Below are 19,075 nucleotides of genomic sequence, written 5' to 3' on the forward strand. Positions count from 1 at the left end.
ACTCCTTTGCTATTTTGGTGCGTTTATTATGGTTGGTTTCTGTTCACTTCGCGTGTTCTGGCGTGAACTTTATGAACAAAATCCCCACTATGCCCAATATTCTCTTTATCTACCTTTTGCAGACATGTCGTTAACACTTAATTAACCTTTCAACAAAGTTCAGATTCAATGCTGAAACAACAATAAGACTCATCAACAGAATAGAGTCACTCACATAAGGAACGTGAACATGTTAAAGGTAATCAAACCAACGCTCGCCGCATCTATCATCGCAGCTTCATTTTCATTTAACGCTTTTGCTGCCGATATAGAAAAAGTGCATTTCCTCATTCCTGGTGGTGCCGGTGGCGGCTGGGATATGACAGCACGCGGTACGGGTGATGTTTTAATCAAATCAGACATCGTTGAAACCGTATCATTTCAAAACCTATCTGGTGGCGGCGGCGGTAAAGCCATTGCTCACTTGATTGAAACGGCGGATCGCCAAGAAGACACGCTAATGGTGAACTCAACACCAATCGTAGTACGATCTCTTAGCGGTATTTTCCCACAATCCTTCCGTGACCTAACCCCTGTTGCTGCAACTGTTGCAGACTACGGTGCTATTGTTGCGTCTGCAGACTCGCCATATAACTCTTGGGAAGATGCAGTAAAAGCGTTTGAAGAAAACCCACGTAAAGTGAAGATCGCTGGCGGCTCAGCTCGTGGTTCAATGGACCACCTGGTTATTGCGGCCGCATTTAAAGGCGAAGGTTTTGACGCACGTAAAGTCCGTTACATCGGTTACGATGCCGGCGGCAAAGCGATGGCAGCGCTACTTTCTGGCGAAACTCAACTCCTTTCAACTGGCTTAGGCGAAGTACTTGAAATGTCTAAATCTGGACAAGTTAAAGTGCTGGCTATTACTGCTCCTAAGCGATTAGATGCAGCGCCAAACATTCCAACTCTGACTGAATACGGCAATGAAACTGTCTTTGCTAACTGGCGTGGTTTCTTCGCTGCACCAGGAACCAGCCAAGAGAAAATCGACGAATGGAATTCTGCATTCACCAAGATGTACAAAACGGATGAATGGCAAGTCGTTCGTGACCGTAATGGCTGGATCGACAACTATAAAGCGGATAAAGATTTCTTCGCGTTCCTTGAAGATCAAGAGAAGCAAATGGGTGATCTAATGCGCGAATTAGGTTTCCTTCAGTAGCAGTAAACGGGGCTATTTCTCCAATACCAAGCCTGTAATGAAAACTGATTTGGTATTAGCCCCACCTGTATTTGCACTCTAAGTTTCACCGTGTATGGGCATTGTCGACAATTATTTCGGCATACACACTCCTTTGTTTATAGATTGATAAGCGGATCGGCTAGCAGCGAAATGCTTAATTGTTAATGAATCACCTTGCTCATTAACGCCCATATACGGTCTTTTCTACCTTCGTTAGGAGTTGAAGATGTCTCGTTCAACCAATTTTTTTACCAAAGAAAACTTGCTCTGCCGCGATCGCGTCGGTGCGATGATCTTTTTACTTTTCTGTCTGGGCTACGGTTTCCAAACTTCTCAAATCGCATTGTTTCCTGGAGATGAATATGAACCGTTCACCGCTCGCACATTGCCGACAATTCTGACGTACATCGGTATCGGTTTAGCACTTTTACTGTTAGTCACTGGCCAGCCGGATAAGAAAAGTGGTGCTGTGTTGACGTTCAACTGGAAGCTGCTGATCTCATTTTTAGTGTTAATGGCACTATATGGCGTTGGCCTAACTTATCTGGGATTTGTGTTGGCGACCGGATTCTTCCTTCTGGCAGGCTTTTACTTACTAGGTGAAAGACGTAAGCCGATTTTGTTTGGCGCTTCTTTCCCGTTTGTTATCGCCTTCTATTTATTGCTGACTCAAGGTTTAGATATCTACCTTGAGCCTGGTTTGATTTTTACCATCTGGTAACCAAAGAAAGGAAAGAGTTATGTTAGATGGAATTTTACAAGGTTTATCCACTGCGGTAATGCCAATGAACATCATGATGGTGATTGTTGGCTGTTTCGTTGGTACGTTTATCGGGATGCTACCGGGTCTTGGGCCTATTTCAGCTATCGCGTTGATGATCCCAATCACTTACGGTCTCGAACCTTCTTCTGGTTTGATTTTGATGGCAGGCGTTTACTACGGTGCAGTATTTGGTGGCTCTACGTCTTCAATTCTGATTAACGCACCGGGCTGTTCTTCAACGGTGGTAACGGCATTTGACGGTTACCCTATGGCGCAAAAAGGTCAGGCGGGTAAAGCGTTAGCACTTGCTGCTTACTCTTCTTTCACTGGCGGTACACTATCGGCGATCATGTTGTTGGTTGCGGCTCCTGCACTAGCAAGTGTGTCGCTAAGTTTCCAATCCTCAGACTACTTCGCCTTGATGCTTCTTGGCTTGTCTGCGGTAGCGGCATTCGCTGGTAAAGGTCAGGTAATTAAAGCCTGGATGATGACTATTCTGGGCTTGATGCTGTCTACAGTCGGTATCGATAAAGGCGTGGGCGTAGAACGCTTTACGTTCGGGCTGACTGACTTGATGGATGGCTTTAGCTTCTTGTTACTTGCCATGGCGACCTTTGCACTGGGCGAAACGTTGATGGGTATTCTAAAACCTTCTGCAGATACGAGTAACGAAGAGCAAGACAAACTAAGTAACATCGGCTCGATGAAAGTTACCAAAGAAGAAATTAAAGAAGTGGCACCTGTTTCTATTCGCTCTTCGATTCTAGGTTTCTTTACTGGCGTACTTCCGGGCGCAGGCGCAACGATTGCCGCATTCCTAAGCTACGGTTTGGAACGTAATCTGGCACCAAAAGACAAGAAGGAAGAGTTTGGTAAAGGCAGCATCCGTGGTCTGGTAGCACCAGAATCGGCGAACAACGCAGCATCAAGCGGCTCATTTGTACCACTGTTGACATTGGGTATTCCAGGCTCAGGTACCACCGCAATCATGCTAGGCGCTTTGATCGCCTATGGCATTCAGCCAGGTCCTCGCCTGTTTGTTGAACACCCGGATGTATTCTGGTCAGTGATTATCTCTATGTACTTTGGAAACATCGTACTGGTTATTCTGAACTTGCCACTGATTCCGTACATCTCGAAACTACTGGCGGTACCAAGAACAGTTCTACTTCCGATGATTTTGTTCTTCTCAATCACCGGCGTATACCTGGTTTCGTTCAATACCATGGATGTGTTTGTGATGCTACTTGTGGCGATGGCTGCTATCGCACTCCGATTAGCGAACTTCCCTCTCGCACCGTTACTGCTTGGTTTCATCCTTGGCGGTTTAATGGAAGAGAACTTACGTCGAGCATTAATGATATCGGATGGTGAGTTGAGTTTCTTGTGGGAGCGTCCTATTACTCTAACCTTTACGGTATTGGCAGTACTGGTACTAGGCAGCCCACTGTTTGTAAAACTGTTCCAGAAACTACGAGCTCAACCAGTAAAAGTTGAACAATAAAGTTTATACCCATGATTGACTCCTAAAAGCCACCAGCTCGGTGGCTTTTTTCTTTGACCTTTCGCTACTATCTTTCTTGCATCAAGTTCAGTAGGGTTAACGCCTTAAAAATAAAACATAAAAACAAAAATCAAGGAAGACTTATGCTGCTGGAACTGACGTTGTTATTCGCTGCCGGAGTGATTGGAGGAATCATGAATTCTATTGCCGGAGGTGGCAGTTTTGTCACTTTTCCTGCGCTGATGGCAGTGGGTGTTCCTCCCGTTATCGCAAATGCCACTAACACCTATGCCTCTTGTGCTGGCTACATCAGTGGTGCAATAGGATTTAGAGAAGAGATCCTCAAGAATAAGCAAGAGTTGCTGTTTACCATCAGCTTAAGCCTTATAGGCGGTGGCATTGGTGCCTACCTGTTACTGAATATTCCTGAGTCCGTGTTTTTGGAAGCGATTCCCTGGCTGCTGTTGTTTGCCACCTTACTGTTTATCTTTGGCTCACGTTTAACTAGGGCAATAAAAGCCTTAACCAAAGATCATAAACACGCCGGTATTTTAGGTGCAATCGCATTAGGCATTCTTTTAGTTGGAGTCGCTGCGTACGGTGGATTTTTTAATGCGGGATTAGGTGTGATCGTACTGAGTTACCTGGTGATCGCAGGTCATCAGGACATCAATTTAATGAACGGATTGAAGCTGCTTGTATCGACCTCTGTTTCACTGGTCGCTATCGTTGTTTTTGTCGCGAATGGCTCTATCGACTGGAGCAAAGGAAGTGTCGTCATGGCAGGTACGTTAGTGGGCGGCTATCTCGCAGCCCGCGTGTCACGTCAACTGAATCCAAATCACGTTCGCAATTTTGTGGCACTTTTTTCAACGGCCATCACCGTCTACTTTTTCATTGATATCTACGCATAATCTAACCCCCTCAAACAAAAAAGCGCCATCAAATCGATGGCGCTCTGTGTATTGTAAGTTTGGACTTTATTTAATCAATCCAACTTCTTTGTAGTACTTCAATGCACCTGGATGAAGTGGTGCTGAAAGACCATCCTTCACCATTTCTTCTTTCTTCAGGTTAGCGAATGCAGGATGAAGACGGCGGAAGTCATCAAAGTTTTCAAACACCGCTTTCACAACGTTGTAGACCACATCTTCTGGTACTGCTGTTGAAGAGACAAACGTAGCACCCACACCAAATGTGTGAGCATCTTTTTCAGTTCCACGGTACATACCACCTGGAACCGTTGCGACACGATAGAAACTATTATCGGCAATCAGCTTAGCAACGTGTTCGCCTTCAATCTCTACGATATTGCTATCACATGAAGTGGTCGCCTCTTTTATCGCACCACTTGGGTGACCAACGGTATAAACCATCGCATCAATCTTGTTATCACAAAGTGCTTTAGACTGCTCAGAGGCTTTCAGCTCAGAAACCAGTTTGAAGTCATCATTTGTCCAGCCGTACTCTTTCATCAGAACTTCCATCGTACCGCGCTGTCCTGAACCAGGGTTACCAATATTCACACGTTTGCCTTTCAAATCATCAAACGAATTAATATTGGCATCTTTACGTGCAACGACAGTGAATGGTTCAGGGTGAACAGAGAATACCGCGCGTAGTTCTTTGAAAGGGCCTGCATCCGAAAATTGGCTGGTACCGTTGTAAGCATGATATTGCCAGTCTGACTGAGCGATACCCAAATCTAATTCACCGGAACGGATCGTATTAATGTTGTAAATAGAACCACCGGTACTTTCAACAGAACAACGAATTCCATGGTCAGCACGTGACTTGTTCACAAGACGACAGATTGCACCACCCGTTGGATAGTAAACCCCAGTGACCCCACCCGTACCAATCGTTACGAAGGTGTCTTCAGCAGCGACAGAGAAGCTCGCACTCAGTGCCGCAAGAGATGCGGTTATTGCAACTTGCTTAAACTTTAACATTGAACATCCTTTTTCCTTTTGTTTGTGACGGTTCAAGTATAGCAAGCGTTAATCGATTGATTATGCATGAGTTCACAGCATATAAAATTCGTTTACATGTTTGTATACAACAAATTTATTAATTGATAACAAAAAGCCCCGAATGTACGGGGCTTGAGTTAATACTGCTTTTTCTTAGTTACTGGGGCATTTTCTGATTAGAAGAAGTTAATTAGAAGAACCCTAGTGGATCGACGCTGTAGCTGATCAGTAAGTTCTTGGTGTTTTGGTAATGACCCAACATCATCTTGTGCGTTTCACGTCCAATACCCGACTTCTTGTAACCACCGAACGCTGCGTGAGCTGGGTACGCATGGTAACAGTTGATCCAAACGCGGCCCGCTTCAATGTTACGACCCATACGGTAAGCTAGGTTTTGATCACGCGTCCAAACACCTGCACCTAAGCCGTACTCAGTATCGTTAGCAATCGCAAGTGCTTCAGCTTCGTCTTTGAAAGTCGTAATCGCGATAACAGGTCCAAAAATCTCTTCCTGGAAAACGCGCATCTTGTTGTGACCTTCCAATAGCGTTGGTTGAATGTAGTAGCCTTGCTCCAGATCACCCTCTTGTTTCGCAGCATCACCGCCAAAGACAACTCGCGCGCCCTCTTGACGGCCAATTTCTAGGTAGCTCAGAATCTTATCGAACTGTTCTTGTGAGGCTTGTGCGCCAACTTGAGTCTCTGTATCTAACGGGTTGCCTTGCTTGATTAACTTCGCTCGTTCGGCCACTTTAGCGACAAACTTGTCATAGATCGACTCATGAACCAACACACGTGATGGACAGGTACATACTTCGCCTTGGTTAAAGAAGCCCAACAGTGTCCCTTCGATACATTTGTCGACAAACTCATCTTCATGATCAAACACATCTGGGAAGTAGATGTTTGGTGATTTACCACCCAACTCAACGGTAGAAGGAATCAGGTTATCGGCTGCACATTTTAGAATGTGGTTGCCGACTTGCGTTGAACCTGTAAATGCCAGTTTAGCGATGCGATTACTGGTTGCCAGTGCCTGACCCGCCTCTGAGCCATAACCATTTACCACGTTCACTACGCCTGGTGGAAGTAAATCAGCGATTTTTTCCATCAGAACCAAAATCGACGTTGGCGTTTGCTCTGCAGGTTTGAGTACCACACAGCAGCCTGCTGCTAACGCTGGCGCAAGTTTCCATGCCGCCATCAAGATTGGGAAATTCCAAGGAATGATCTGACCGACCACACCGATCGGTTCTGGAAAGTGGTACGCTGCCGTTGTCTCATCAATTTCAGCGGCGCTGCCTTCCTGAGCTCGAATACAACCTGCAAAGTAACGGAAATGGTCGACAACAAGTGGGATGTCTGCTGCCAGTGTTTCACGGATCGGTTTACCGTTTTCCCATGTCTCTACCAACGCTAGCTCTTCAATGTGCTGTTCAAGACGATCTGCAATTTTTAAAAGAAGATTAGAACGCTCTGCAGCGCTTGTTTTCGCCCACTTTTCTCTGATGTTGTGTGCTGCATCCAATGCTAAATTGATATCTGCTTCACCTGAGCGAGCCACTTTACAATACGGCTTTCCGTTAATTGGAGAAATATTGTCGAAGTACTCTCCTCCTGTCGGTTTCACCCACTCTCCACCGATGAAGTTGTCGTAATGTGATTTGAAGTTCACGATGGCATTTTCACTACCTGGTTGTGCGTAAATCATAACTCTTCCTTTTGTTTCTCGTTCAGTTAGTGTTTGAAACACTTTGTTTTTCTGACAGTGTCATAGTCACTGTTAACGAAGAGTAATACGCAAGTCACAGGCCAAGTAAGACACACTTGTTGTTAATTAAATGTAACACTATGATTACCAAGCGATAACAAATTAAGTGAGTGTTGTTTGAATAGATGTATGGTGTGAACACCAGTGTTCAAGTGTTCCAAAATGGCACATGCTCACTGTGACAAAATGGTACAGTCATGGAAATTCAACCTATTACGGATAACAATTGGCTTTCGACTTCTTGGCTTAGAAGTGAACAAGCGGGTCTAAAACAGCGCCGACTCCCTGAAGATGTCCGTGTCAACTCGGCGACACTTAAGGACAGACGTCACCAATTGAATTTTCTGCTCGATGCAGTTAAGCAATTTGCGCTGCCTCTGTTTAACCAAATTTTCGCACACAGTAATAGTCGACTGATTCTTACGGATGCAGATGGCGTGATCATTGGTAGCTGGGGAAAACCTAGATTTAGAGAGAAGCTGACCGAAATTGCCCTTAGCTCAGGTGCCTGTTGGCAGGAAAAGCTGAAAGGCACCAATGCCATCGGCACTGCTTTGATTGAGGCTAAACCAGTCTCGGTAATTGGCGATCAACACTTTATTCAGCACCATCGTTTCATCAGTTGCTCTGCAAATCCTATATTCGATCACCTAGGTAGGCTCCTTGGGGTCTTAGACATTACCAGCGAACAGGAAAAGCATGATCTGTCCACTCAAGTGTTAGTGCAGAATATGGTTCAGCTGGTCGAAAACCAGATGCTAAATCAGATTCCAAGTGGTCATATTCGGGTCGATTTAGCCTGCGACAAAAATCTCTTAAACAGCGGCTGGCAAGGCATAATTATCGCCGACGAAGCAGGTGAAATTTTGGCACACAACCAAGTCGCCTCTCAGTTACTCGATCGCAGCACAGTAGTGGGTCAATCATTAGAGGAAATTCTGTCTCACCAGAACTCAGACCAACCTATCGTATTCAAAACTGCACCACTCTCAAAAACAAAAATCCAGTCCCGCTCCTTAAGTGCCTCCAGTGATCTTCATTTTGGTGACGCTAAAGTTGAACACTGTTGGCAACAAGCAAACCGCGTTATCGATAAAGACATCAGTTTATTGATACTGGGTGAAACTGGCGTCGGTAAAAACGAGTTTGTGAAAGCGCTGCATAAAAATAGCCAGCGAAAAAGCGGCCCTCTGGTAGCAGTCAACTGTGGTGCACTGCCTAAAGATCTCATTGAATCCGAGTTGTTTGGCTATGTTGCGGGAGCCTTTACCGGGGCAAACAGCAAAGGCTATCAGGGTAAGATCCGTCAAGCGCACAAAGGGACACTATTTCTCGATGAAATTGCTGACTTACCAATCGCTGCACAAAGCCGCCTTCTACATGTACTTCAGGACAAAACCGTACTTCCTGTTGGGTCCAATCAAAGCGTTCAGGTGGATACTCAGATTATTGCAGCAACACATAAAGATCTTGAAGCCTTGGTTGAACAGGGCGAGTTCCGACAAGATTTATATTATCGACTGAATGGGCTGATCATCGAGTTACCTAGATTGGAAGAGCGACAAGACAAGCAAAAGCTGATTGAAAGTCTTCACCGCCGACATGCGGAACCAAATCAACACTTATGCCCTCACCTATTATCTCTGCTGCTCTCATATTCGTGGCCGGGTAATTTGCGAGAGCTCGATAGCCTGATAAAAGTTTCTGCACTAATGGCACAAGGTGAGGCGGTGTTAGAGCTTGCTCATGTCCCAACTCACTTATCTAAGAAACTTAGCCAGATGCAACAACAGGCAATCGCAGAACCCACTACGGATATACGTACTACAGTCGAAGACAAACTGGTGAAAACCTACCAGGCAAATCAAGGGAACATCAGTAAGACATCTCGTATGCTCGGTGTGAGCCGGAATACGATTTATCGGAAACTGAAGAGCATGGGAATGATTAAATAATCAATCATCGTTAATGATGGCTATGAAGGCGTTTTGAAGAGCACCCGCAATGGGTGCTCTTTCTTTTTTATCGTTGGCGTTAGAGTCCGCCAGCTTGTTGTGCCTGTTTAACCAATGCCTGACGTTGAGTTTCCTTTTCAGATACCACTTTATTGTTCTTTTGAGTGTCCTGCTCTAATTTGGCAGGGTTGAAAACAAAGTACTTGTTAAGAGTCATCTTGAGAACCTCAATGAGTTGTGATTGTTGCCTTTAAGCCTCTACAAATAGAACCGTGAAAACGGCTTTCTCTGGCGGCTTGTGGCTGATGTTGAAGATAGTGTGTATTTAAAAGTGACACATCCTCCATTTACGAGGATATTCCGGGCGTAGTTCAAGGGCTTACCTAATACGACTGTCAGAGTAATAGCACTAATAACAGATAGCGTGATAACGGTTCTTATTACTTGTTTGGCAGCAACTTATTGTCTCAAAAAGAAAAAATATGCCTCAACGCCCAGACGTAAAGGATGAGTTTTGCTCTGGATTGAAAGTACACTTGCCCTGCATATCTCTTCATTTCAATGAAAATTTTGTCTACAGGTTCAACATTCAACCTTTTTTGAGAAATATTTAGCTGTTTTTTTAGGCGCTAAAGCAAAGAAATGGAGACAATCACAATGAAGTGAGAGCTCTCTTGACTCTACCCACTAAAATTTGGGAGGCGTTATGAAAAGTAACAAGCTAGGTCATGTGATGTCATTTAGCAGAATGTTTTCTTTTATTGCGTTTTTGACCGCCACACTCGCTTGGATTCTGAGCATGTATGCGTTATTTACGGTCTCCGCTGCAGCTCTGGTTGTCAGCGTAATCCTGTACTTAAAAGATAAATTTCTCCACCCTAAAAGTCACACTAAAGGAAAGAGTGCCTGAAGACTCTCGCCTTGGTTTTTCCAACACAAAATGGATGCCACTTGGGCATCCATTTAGATAGTGTCAGTGTACTTAAAACGTATTAAACGTCGTAAGTTGTAGACGCTGTGTCACCGCCTGTACCAGTCCAGTTAGTGTGGAAGAATTCGCCACGTTCACGGTCGATACGCTCGTAAGTGTGAGCACCGAAGTAGTCACGTTGAGCTTGAAGCAGGTTAGCAGGTAGACGAGCTGTTGTGTAACCGTCTAGGAAAGTTAGCGCAGAAGTCGTACATGGCATTGGGATGCCTGCTTCTAGAGACTTAGCTGCAACTTTACGCCACGCTACCAGGCTGTTTTGTAGGATGCCTTTGAAGTAATCATCAGAGCCTAGGAACGCTAGATCTGGGTTCGCTTCGTATGCATCACGGATGTTGCCTAGGAACGCAGAACGGATGATACAACCACCACGCCACATAAGAGCAACGTTACCGTAGTTTAGGTCCCAGCCGTTTTCGTTAGACGCTTCGCGCATTAGCATAAAGCCTTGAGCGTAAGAGATGATCTTAGACGCCAGAAGCGCTTGACGTAGTGCGTCAACCCACTCTTGCTTGTCGCCTTCAACTGGAGTGATTGTCTTGCCGAATAGTTTTTCAGCTTCAACACGTTGGTCTTTCAGTGCAGACAGGCAACGAGAGAATACAGACTCAGAGATAAGCGTTAGAGGAATACCTAGGTCTAGTGCGTTGATACCCGTCCATTTACCTGTACCTTTTTGGCCAGCCGTGTCCAGGATCTTCTCAACTAGCGCTTCACCGTCTTCATCTTTGTAGCCAAGGATGTCAGCTGTGATTTCTACCAGGTAACTGTCTAGCTCAGTTTTGTTCCAGTCAGCAAATACAGCTTGCATCTCGTCTGCAGACATACCAAGACCGTCTTTCATGAACTGGTAAGCTTCAGTGATCAGCTGCATGTCGCCGTATTCGATACCGTTGTGAACCATCTTAACGAAGTGACCTGCACCATCGTTACCAACCCAGTCACAGCAAGGCTCGCCAGCGTCAGTTTTCGCAGAGATACCTTGGAAGATAGGCTTAACCGCTTCCCAAGCTTCTGGTGCGCCACCAGGCATGATAGATGGACCAAAACGTGCGCCTTCTTCGCCACCAGATACACCAGTACCGATGAAGTGGATGCCTTTTTCACGTAGTGCTGCAACGCGACGGTTTGTATCTGGGTAGTTAGTGTTACCACCGTCGATGATGATGTCGCCTTTGTCTAGCAGAGGAACTAGCGCGTCGATGAACTTATCTACAACGTCACCTGCACGAACCATCAGCATTACTTTACGTGGTGCTTCTAGCTTTTCTACTAGCTCTTCAAGAGAGTATGCGCCAACGATGTTAGTGCCTTTTGCTGGGCCTTCCAGAAACTCGTCTACTTTAGCTGCAGTACGGTTGTGAGCCACAACTTTAAAGCCGTGGTCGTTCATGTTTAGGATAAGGTTCTGACCCATTACCGCAAGGCCAATTACACCGATATCACCTTTCATTGTTTCTCTCCAATTGTGTTCTATTGACGAGCAGCTTATTTAGCAATTTTTGCTGCTGCGTCTAAATCTAAATACCACTCAGTCAGGCCAGCTTTTGACTGGACCTTCGCTGCCGGATATGGCAATTCTTCTGCAGGTGAGTTGTTAATCTCTTCAACGATATCCGCTTTACCTGCGCCAAGTACCAAGTAACTGATGCGTTTTGCTGCTTCCAGAACGCGCGCTGTTTTCGACACGCGAAGCTGACCAGATTCAGGATGCGATGCAATGACAGACAAGTTTGTGTCGTCATAGTTGGTTTGACCTGGGAACAGAGATGCCGTGTGACCGTCCGCACCAACGCCTAGCAAGATCCAATCAAATACTGGAGCACCGTGTAGAGACGGGATCGCATCCAGCATTTCTTTTGCAAATCGCTCAGCTTCAGCTTGTGGATCATCTTCACCACGGATGCGGTGGATGTTCTCAGCAGGCAAGTTTACTTGGCTAAAAAGAAGTGCGTTCGCTTCGCCATAGTTACTTTCTGCATCATCAGGAGCAACACAACGCTCATCACCCCACCAGAAGTGCAGGTTTTGCCATTGAACTGACGTCGCGTAAGCATCCGATGCTAGAAGTTTAAACAGCATTTTTGGCGTGCTACCACCTGAAAGCGAGATGTGAACAGGTCGGCCCATTTCGCTAAACGCTTTCATGTCGTTTGCTAGGCTTTCTACTACCTGTTCTGCTGTTTGATAGATCTTATGGTTGATCATAGTTCACAGTAGTCCGTATCTGTTAAGTTTTTACATGGGAAACGCCAAGCACGGTCATCGCGCTGTAGCAAGTCATCCGACTCTTTAGGGCCCCACGTACCACATGCGTATCCAAAGAGTGATTGCGGGTCTTGTTTGAAGTCCAGAATTGGCTGCACGTACTGCCAGCACGCTTCAACCGCATCGCTACGAGCAAACAATGTCGCGTCACCGTTTAGTGAGTCAAGCAGCAAACGCTCGTAAGCCGTCAGCATTTGCGTTTCTTCTAGAGAAGTGTAGTGGAAGTTCATCTTCACTTCTTTGGCCTTAAAGCCTGCACCTGGTTCTTTCAAACCGAAACTCATCTGGATGCCTTCGTCTGGCTGAATACGGATGATCAGTTTGTTTTCTGGTGCATTTTGGCCAAACACTGGGTGTGGTGTCGCTTTAAAGTGGATAACCACTTCTGTTACGCGCGTTGGCAGGCGTTTACCTGTGCGCACGTAGAAAGGAACACCGTTCCAGCGCCAGTTGTTGATGTGTGCTTTCAGACCGATGTAAGTCTCGGTACGAGAGTCATCAGCGACGCCGTTTTCTTCACGGTAGCCCAGTAGGTGCTGACCACGAACATCAGATGCCGTGTACTGACCTAGAACAAGATCATTACGAAGTGCTTCTTCATCCAGAGGTTTCAAACACTGAAGTACCTTAACGACTTCATCACGCATCGAATCAGCATTGATTTGTGCTGGCGGCTCCATACCCACCATCGCTAATACTTGTAGCAAGTGGTTTTGGAACATATCGCGAACGGCACCCGAGTTATCGTAGTAACCGCCACGCTCTTCTACACCAAGGAATTCTGCACCTGTGATTTCGACGTAATCAATGAAGTTACGGTTCCACAGAGGCTCAAACATCGCATTTGAGAAACGGAAAACAAGCAGGTTTTGAACCGTTTCTTTACCTAAGTAATGGTCGATTCGGTAGATTTGATGCTCTTGGAAATGCTCGTGGATTTCTTTGTCCAGAATACGGGCTGATTCTAGATCGTAACCGAAAGGCTTTTCGATGATCAGACGTTTCCAGCCATCTTCTTCGCTGTTTAAACCATGCGCTGCAAGACTTGCCGGGATCACGCTGTATAAGCTTGGAGGGGTCGCTAGATAGAAAAGCGTATTACGCTGCTCTAGCTTGTAGTCGATGGCTAGTTGATCTAAACGAGTCACCAACTTGCCGTAATCTTGGGTGTCAGAGGTATTGATTGCTTGGTAGTGCAGATGGTTAATAAATGCATTAAGCGTTTCTGGCTCTGTTTTTTCCATCTCCTGAAGCGATTTCTTCAGCTTTTCACGATAAGATTCATCACTGTATTCAGTTCGACTTACGCCCAGAATCGCAAAGTTATCTGGAAGCTGCTTATTCGCATAAAGGTGGTATAAAGCAGGAATTAACTTACGGTATGTAAGATCGCCTGAAGCACCAAAAATAACGATGCTGCTGTTTTCTGGTATTACCATCATCTTTCCCTTAAAAACGAGGTACTTATTGTGTGCCAGGATATGGCTCAAGGATTTGCCTACCCTATCAATGGCACTTCAAAATAGAAAATTGCTCTTACCTATTACGTTGATAGGTAAGTCAAATTAGGCCCAAAGAACCTCAATAAGTGATGCTCGTTTACCACTTCAAAGCACGACTTGCTGAGGTCATTTAGGTCAAGGAGCCCTCCGTCACTTAGGTTAAGGAGAGTCCGACACGGTGCAGTATTGTCTACGACAATTTGATTTACATCAACACTTGCCAGTGCAAACGTTTAAATAAGTTGCAGAAAAACGGTTAACTCATTGTATTTTATATATAAAAAATCTCTATCCAGAACCACCCGCAATTTGAGTAAAAACTCAAAAGTGAGCAAAAATTATTCTTTTAATAATCAAAGCAGTAGTTACTTTGATCATGACACTTATCATTTACCTTTAATCATTGTTGATAATCATTCTCAATAATAGATAATATAGCGCATGTCTACCTACAACGATAACGCAATGAATGCTGGCGTAACCCGCACACACCCCATAAACCGTATTCAGAATGTGCTTGATTACATCCATAACAATTTGGAAATGCCTCTGAATGTTGATCACCTTTCGCAGCAAAGTTGTTGGTCCCGATGGCAATTACAACGAGTTTTTCAGCAACACACGGGAATGTCAGTAGCTCATTACGTTAGAGAACTAAAATTAAGCTACGCCGCCGAGCGCCTGGTCAGTAGTTCTGAACGCTCGCTGGATATCGCGATGGATCTCGGCTTTACTTCAGAAAATGCCTTTAGCCGCGCTTTCAAACAAATGTTCTCTGTAAGCCCCAGAGAGTATCGCCAAAAACAGCAGTTATCTGGCCTTAGGCAGCCTCTGAGTTTGGTGTTTGCCCCCGAAGCTTCAAGACTAGATGCTCACTTTGCCGATGTAAGAATTGAAACAAAACCGGCGTTTTACCTAAGAGGTGTTCACCAGTCCATCAATGGCCTGTTCTCCTCCGAGCCAGATTTTCAATGGATCGTGCCCAAACTATGGGACCGTCTTTTTTCAGTCAAAGATCATCTCTATCAAGATGCTTGTCTTGGCGTCATTGACGTGACGAATACTCATGCAAGTTGTTCTCAACTGGAATATTGGGCGGGGTACCCATTCGAAAATGATCAAGTATTCAACAGCAGTGATGAGACTTTTTCTCCGTTGGATTCTTTGTTTGTCCCACAACAAAGCTACGCCGTTATCACTCACAATGGCAAAGCTTCCAAGTTAGCGCAGACCCTGGAATGGTTTATCCATCATTGGCTGCCGAACTCAAACTACCGTGGCATCGATGGGTACGAACTGGAAATTTATCCCAGAGACTACCAACCTGAAAGTGAAGACGCTCAAATGCAATACTGGCTCCCGGTAAAACCCTCAGATTCAAAGTAAAGATTTGCTGCAACACGCAGTGACAACACTATCTTTGCACCAAATTGTTAACTTTTCTCTTTCCCCTGCCTATAGAATACAAATAACAATCATTATCAAATAAAAAGTAGTGGAATAGATATGAAATGCCCAGCCCGATTTCAACGCTCAGCCCTCGCTGTTGTTGTTTCTGCACTTGTCTCTGGCTCTGTCATCGCCGATGAAAGCCAATCACAATACGAGACCATCACTGTACTTGGCGAAACCTACCGCAATACCGCAACAAAAACGGCACTAGCACCAGAAGAAACGCCTCAGGCGATCACCATACTTACCAAAGAAGAAATGGATGTACGTGGTGTCAGTACCATCAGTGAGGCGTTGCGTTACGCGTCCGGCGTCAATACGGAACTGCGCGGAGGGGCCGTTTCTCGTCTCGATCTGTTTAATATTCGTGGTTTCATTAATTACACCAATTTTTACGATGGTCTTCCCCTACTCTTCAATGGCTGGAACCTTCAGCCACAAATTGATGCCGTGGCATTGGAGCAGATTGAGGTTTTCAAAGGGCCAACGTCGGTTCTGTACGGAAACATCCCGCCAGGTGGCATGGTGAATATCATTGCTAAAACGCCACAGTCCGAACCTGAAAATAGTCTCGCCATAAGAACTGGTTCTAATCATCTAAAAGAGGTGAGTTTCGACACAACTGGACAATTAGGCGACTCTGACGTGGATTATCGCTTGGTCGGCTTGGCCAAACAGCAGGACGGACAGGCCGATACTTCTGAGGATGAGCGCTACGTTCTCGCTCCTTCATTCAACTGGCAAGCGACCGAAAACACGCTGGTGAATGTAAATGTCTACTATCAGAACGACCCTTCTGCAGGAATATATACCACGGTACCAGCTGCGGGTTCGGCGTCAAATAACCCACTCGGTTCAATGTCTCCGAACACTTACTTAGGCGATGAGAACTGGAACACATACGAACGTGAAGTTCTTATGCTGGGATATAAAATTCAGCATGACTTCAACCATAGCTGGCAGTTTTTGCAAAATGCTCGCTACATGACAGCGGACGCGTATCAGGAAAACACCTATAACAGTGCCCTCGCTGCTGATAACCGCACCGTTGGACGAAACGCCTACCTCACCGATTAAGAATCAACGTCATTTGTTGTCGATAACCAGTTGTCAGGCTTTATCAAGGCTGGCAACTGGGAACATAACCTGCTTTTTGGTTTGGACTATCAATACTTAGACTCGGATGTGAAGTACAAAGATACGCTCGACTACTCCCTGACACAGGACATTTTTAATCCTGACCACAATCAAATTGATAGGAATACTCTGAATTTCCAATATCAACAAAATCTTGATATTCAGACCAAGCAGATTGGTGTCTATTTCCAGAACCAAGCGCGTTACGACAAACTAGTAATGATTGCTGGTCTACGTTGGGATAAGTACGAGTCAGATACGGATACCACCAGTGATTACCTTGGTTCTATCTCTAACAGCAAAGAAAAGCTGGATGACACCAATGTTGCTTTCCGTGTTGACGGTCTATACGAACTTGATTTCGGAATGTCTCCTTACCTGACCTACTCCGAAAGTTTCGAACCAATTGCCGGAGCAGATGCGAATGGCAATGCATTTGAGCCTTCAACAGGGCATCAATGGGAGCTGGGCTTTAAATATGCACCATGGGGAAGTAACATTTCGGGCAACTTAGCGCTCTTTCATATCACCAAGAAAAATACCATCTTGAACGACCCGAACAACCCTTATGCGCCAAATTATCAAGCGGGTGAAGTCGTCTCTCAAGGTGCCGAGTTAGAAACAAAATGGCAGGCAACGCCACAAGCAGACTTAACGCTTAACTACACCTACATTGACATGGAGATCACCGAAGACAGTTATTACGGTCAAGAAGGTAAAACTCCTGTCTGGGTGCCAGAGCAAATGGCATCGCTGTGGGCAAATTACTACTTTGAAGGCGCGTTGTCCGGGCTACAAACCAGCGCAGGCGCTCGCTATGTTGGAGAGTCGCAAATGGACGCACAGAATAGTGAGCAAGTTGCGGATTATACACTGGTAGATGTCTCCGCAAGCTACGACTTCTCTTCTGTGTCTAAATCACTTGAAGGTACCGTGGCTACGCTGTCTGCATCCAACCTGTTTGATAAAGAGTACTACTCTTGCTATGACAAAAGTAACTGCTGGTTTGGCGCAGAGCGCTCTGTTGAAGCCAAGTTAGAGTACAAGTTTTAGTTCTCTGGCAAGGTTTCAACTTTGAAATAAAAAACGGTGGCTTCAATGCCACCGTTTTTGACGATCTAACTGGCCAGAATAGGTTACCTTGTCACTTTCTTATAACAGCGCTCAGGACGCCCCACTGTGCCGTAATTTAAATCAGCCTCTAATTCACCAGAGCTAATTAAGTATTCCAGATATCGTCTTGCCGTGGTTCGACTGGCTCCGATTTTTTCTCCAGCCTCATCCGCAGTGAGCATTTCTTCACCCGGGAACAAGTCTCGGATTTTATCCAGCGTCACACTATCAATCCCTTTTGGCAGACGTTTTGCGCCTGTTTCAGCAATATTGTTAGACTGAAACATCTTATCAACCTGACTCTGATCCAGGCTACCAGCGACATCAAAACGCTCACGCTGCGCAAGATACTTTTTCAGGGCTACCTCTAACCTCGGAAACATAATCGGCTTAAGCAGGTAGTCGACAACTCCACCACGCATTGCTGTTTGCAGCGTATCAACGTCCCTTGCTGCGGTAATCAGAATGACGTCGCAAGTTTGATTTTTAGCACGTAAGGTATTCAGGATCTCCAGCCCTGTCCCATCTGGTAGATACACATCCATCAGTAGTAAATCGGGTTTGAGTATCTCCAATTGCATTTCTGCTTCCATTCGCGTTGTGGCTATGCCCACCACCTCTAAGCCAGACAATTGGCTGAGGTATTTATGGTGGAGTTCTGCAATAGCGAGATCATCTTCGATGATCATGACACGCGTTGCCGTCTTCATATTTGTTCTTCCTTAGGCAAATACACGGTTATTCTCGTTCCATAGTGCGTATTCGGCAGCATCTCAACATGACCGTGATAGCGTGTGGCGAGTTGATTGACCAAGTGCAACCCCACACCGCGATTATGGAGTGCTTTTGTTGAAATGCCCTTTTTGAAAAGTGTTTGTGGTTCAATGTTTTCTGGCAGCCCACAGCCCTGATCGCTGACTTCCATGATCACTTCGTTACCGTAGTCACTCAGCGATACCTCGATGTCACGTCGTTCAATCGCCACGGTCGACTCTTCACGAATCGTCGATAACGTCGCATCAAAAGCGTTATCAATTAAGTTACCCAAAATGGTCACCAAGTCCTCAGCGTTCAACCATTCAGGTAGCGGCTCTAAGCGGCTCCCTTCTTCCACAACCAGATTTAAACCAAGCTCTCGAGCACGTTCTGTTTTTCCCAACAACATACCCGCAATCAGAGGATCTTTTATCGTGTCGCGCAAAAACTCGATCATCGCTTGATAGTGCGCGGTCTCTTGGCCTATCAGTTTTTGCACAGCATCAAGCTCCCCCATTTGGACAAGCCCGCTAATGGTGTTGAGCTTGTTTCTGTGCTCATGCGTCTGCGAACGCAACAGTTCCGCGTATTCCTTCGTCTGAGATAACTGTTCTGTTAGCTCACTGATCTCGTCACGTAAGCGAAAACTGGATACCGCACCCACGACTTTT

General features: G+C 45.5%; 15 protein-coding genes and 1 pseudogene. 8 read left to right on the plus strand and 8 right to left on the minus strand.

Annotated elements, in window-relative coordinates:
• Positions 1–229 precede the first annotated feature (229 nt).
• The 4 genes from L9Q40_RS06655 (at position 230) to L9Q40_RS06670 (ending at position 4,403) form a co-directional block, all read left to right on the plus strand.
• Positions 230–1,201, plus strand: coding sequence for a tripartite tricarboxylate transporter substrate binding protein (locus L9Q40_RS06655; RefSeq protein ID WP_014231940.1), 972 nt, complete (start codon positions 230–232; stop codon positions 1,199–1,201).
• A 247-nt stretch (positions 1,202–1,448) separates the two neighbouring features.
• Entirely contained in the window at positions 1,449–1,943 is a 495-nt protein-coding gene (locus L9Q40_RS06660) for a tripartite tricarboxylate transporter TctB family protein (protein WP_020336343.1), read from the plus strand.
• Between the two features lie 19 nt (positions 1,944–1,962).
• The gene (locus L9Q40_RS06665) at positions 1,963–3,489 is read left to right on the plus strand and encodes a tripartite tricarboxylate transporter permease (RefSeq protein WP_014231942.1); all 1,527 of its coding nucleotides are present in this window, start codon (positions 1,963–1,965) and stop codon (positions 3,487–3,489) included.
• A 143-nt stretch (positions 3,490–3,632) separates the two neighbouring features.
• Positions 3,633–4,403 carry a sulfite exporter TauE/SafE family protein gene (locus tag L9Q40_RS06670; protein WP_330470294.1) on the plus strand — a complete coding sequence of 257 codons (771 nt, stop codon included), beginning with the start codon at positions 3,633–3,635 and terminating at the stop codon, positions 4,401–4,403.
• 66 nt (positions 4,404–4,469) lie between these two features.
• Here L9Q40_RS06670 and L9Q40_RS06675 read toward each other — a convergent pair whose 3' ends face one another.
• Positions 4,470–5,441 (minus strand): TAXI family TRAP transporter solute-binding subunit, encoded by a 972-nt coding sequence (locus tag L9Q40_RS06675; RefSeq protein WP_498792820.1) that lies wholly within the window; start codon positions 5,439–5,441, stop codon positions 4,470–4,472.
• A 211-nt stretch (positions 5,442–5,652) separates the two neighbouring features.
• Positions 5,653–7,173 (minus strand): acetaldehyde dehydrogenase ExaC, encoded by a 1,521-nt coding sequence (gene exaC, locus L9Q40_RS06680; RefSeq protein WP_014231945.1) that lies wholly within the window; start codon positions 7,171–7,173, stop codon positions 5,653–5,655.
• A gap of 257 nt (positions 7,174–7,430) precedes the next feature.
• Between exaC and L9Q40_RS06685 the strand changes: the two genes are divergently transcribed.
• Positions 7,431–9,188, plus strand: coding sequence for a sigma-54-dependent Fis family transcriptional regulator (locus tag L9Q40_RS06685; protein ID WP_498792822.1), 1,758 nt, complete (start codon positions 7,431–7,433; stop codon positions 9,186–9,188).
• 79 nt (positions 9,189–9,267) lie between these two features.
• On the opposite strand, the gene L9Q40_RS06690 is transcribed toward L9Q40_RS06685, so the two are convergent.
• The gene (locus L9Q40_RS06690; protein ID WP_014231947.1) at positions 9,268–9,405 is read right to left on the minus strand and encodes a hypothetical protein; all 138 of its coding nucleotides are present in this window, start codon (positions 9,403–9,405) and stop codon (positions 9,268–9,270) included.
• A 489-nt stretch (positions 9,406–9,894) separates the two neighbouring features.
• Between L9Q40_RS06690 and L9Q40_RS06695 the strand changes: the two genes are divergently transcribed.
• Positions 9,895–10,098, plus strand: a complete 204-nt coding sequence (locus L9Q40_RS06695; RefSeq protein ID WP_498792824.1) for a hypothetical protein — start codon at positions 9,895–9,897, stop codon at positions 10,096–10,098.
• 82 nt (positions 10,099–10,180) lie between these two features.
• On the opposite strand, the gene gnd is transcribed toward L9Q40_RS06695, so the two are convergent.
• From gnd to zwf, 3 genes are read right to left on the minus strand one after another with little or no spacing between them, the layout of a single operon-like run.
• Positions 10,181–11,629: a decarboxylating NADP(+)-dependent phosphogluconate dehydrogenase gene (gene gnd / locus L9Q40_RS06700; protein ID WP_014231949.1), complete on the minus strand. Its 1,449-nt coding sequence runs from the start codon at positions 11,627–11,629 to the stop codon at positions 10,181–10,183.
• A gap of 35 nt (positions 11,630–11,664) precedes the next feature.
• On the minus strand, positions 11,665–12,384 hold the full coding sequence (gene pgl / locus L9Q40_RS06705) for a 6-phosphogluconolactonase (protein WP_014231950.1): 720 nt from the start codon (positions 12,382–12,384) through the stop codon (positions 11,665–11,667).
• Positions 12,381–13,883 carry a glucose-6-phosphate dehydrogenase gene (zwf, locus tag L9Q40_RS06710; RefSeq protein ID WP_065296887.1) on the minus strand — a complete coding sequence of 501 codons (1,503 nt, stop codon included), beginning with the start codon at positions 13,881–13,883 and terminating at the stop codon, positions 12,381–12,383. The genes pgl and zwf overlap by 4 nt, the downstream gene beginning before the upstream one ends.
• 528 nt (positions 13,884–14,411) lie before the next feature.
• Here zwf and L9Q40_RS06715 point away from each other — a divergent pair.
• Positions 14,412–15,332: a GyrI-like domain-containing protein gene (locus tag L9Q40_RS06715; RefSeq protein WP_498792838.1), complete on the plus strand. Its 921-nt coding sequence runs from the start codon at positions 14,412–14,414 to the stop codon at positions 15,330–15,332.
• Positions 15,333–15,452: 120 nt separating this feature from the next.
• Positions 15,453–17,588, plus strand: a pseudogene (locus L9Q40_RS06720) (TonB-dependent siderophore receptor).
• An 83-nt stretch (positions 17,589–17,671) separates the two neighbouring features.
• Here L9Q40_RS06720 and L9Q40_RS06725 read toward each other — a convergent pair.
• On the minus strand, positions 17,672–18,358 hold the full coding sequence (locus L9Q40_RS06725) for a response regulator (RefSeq protein ID WP_498792827.1): 687 nt from the start codon (positions 18,356–18,358) through the stop codon (positions 17,672–17,674).
• On the minus strand, positions 18,355–19,075 hold a 721-nt coding region (locus L9Q40_RS06730), incomplete at its 5' end, for a sensor histidine kinase (RefSeq protein WP_498792829.1). The genes L9Q40_RS06725 and L9Q40_RS06730, both read right to left, overlap by 4 nt.

The organism is Allocatenococcus thiocycli (assembly GCF_921292965.1).
In the GTDB taxonomy this organism is placed as follows: domain Bacteria; phylum Pseudomonadota; class Gammaproteobacteria; order Enterobacterales; family Vibrionaceae; genus Vibrio; species Vibrio natriegens.

Coding starts and splice junctions, on each gene's coding strand:
- L9Q40_RS06660 (WP_020336343.1), top strand. CDS start 1,449: ATGTCTCGTTCAACCAATTTTTTTACCAAAGAAAACTTGCTCTGCCGC.
- gnd (WP_014231949.1), bottom strand. CDS start 11,629: ATGAAAGGTGATATCGGTGTAATTGGCCTTGCGGTAATGGGTCAGAAC.
- L9Q40_RS06695 (WP_498792824.1), top strand. CDS start 9,895: ATGAAAAGTAACAAGCTAGGTCATGTGATGTCATTTAGCAGAATGTTT.
- zwf (WP_065296887.1), bottom strand. CDS start 13,883: ATGGTAATACCAGAAAACAGCAGCATCGTTATTTTTGGTGCTTCAGGC.
- L9Q40_RS06685 (WP_498792822.1), top strand. CDS start 7,431: ATGGAAATTCAACCTATTACGGATAACAATTGGCTTTCGACTTCTTGG.
- exaC (WP_014231945.1), bottom strand. CDS start 7,173: ATGATTTACGCACAACCAGGTAGTGAAAATGCCATCGTGAACTTCAAA.
- L9Q40_RS06715 (WP_498792838.1), top strand. CDS start 14,412: ATGAATGCTGGCGTAACCCGCACACACCCCATAAACCGTATTCAGAAT.
- L9Q40_RS06665 (WP_014231942.1), top strand. CDS start 1,963: ATGTTAGATGGAATTTTACAAGGTTTATCCACTGCGGTAATGCCAATG.
- pgl (WP_014231950.1), bottom strand. CDS start 12,384: ATGATCAACCATAAGATCTATCAAACAGCAGAACAGGTAGTAGAAAGC.
- L9Q40_RS06725 (WP_498792827.1), bottom strand. CDS start 18,358: ATGAAGACGGCAACGCGTGTCATGATCATCGAAGATGATCTCGCTATT.
- L9Q40_RS06690 (WP_014231947.1), bottom strand. CDS start 9,405: ATGACTCTTAACAAGTACTTTGTTTTCAACCCTGCCAAATTAGAGCAG.
- L9Q40_RS06675 (WP_498792820.1), bottom strand. CDS start 5,441: ATGTTAAAGTTTAAGCAAGTTGCAATAACCGCATCTCTTGCGGCACTG.
- L9Q40_RS06655 (WP_014231940.1), top strand. CDS start 230: ATGTTAAAGGTAATCAAACCAACGCTCGCCGCATCTATCATCGCAGCT.
- L9Q40_RS06670 (WP_330470294.1), top strand. CDS start 3,633: ATGCTGCTGGAACTGACGTTGTTATTCGCTGCCGGAGTGATTGGAGGA.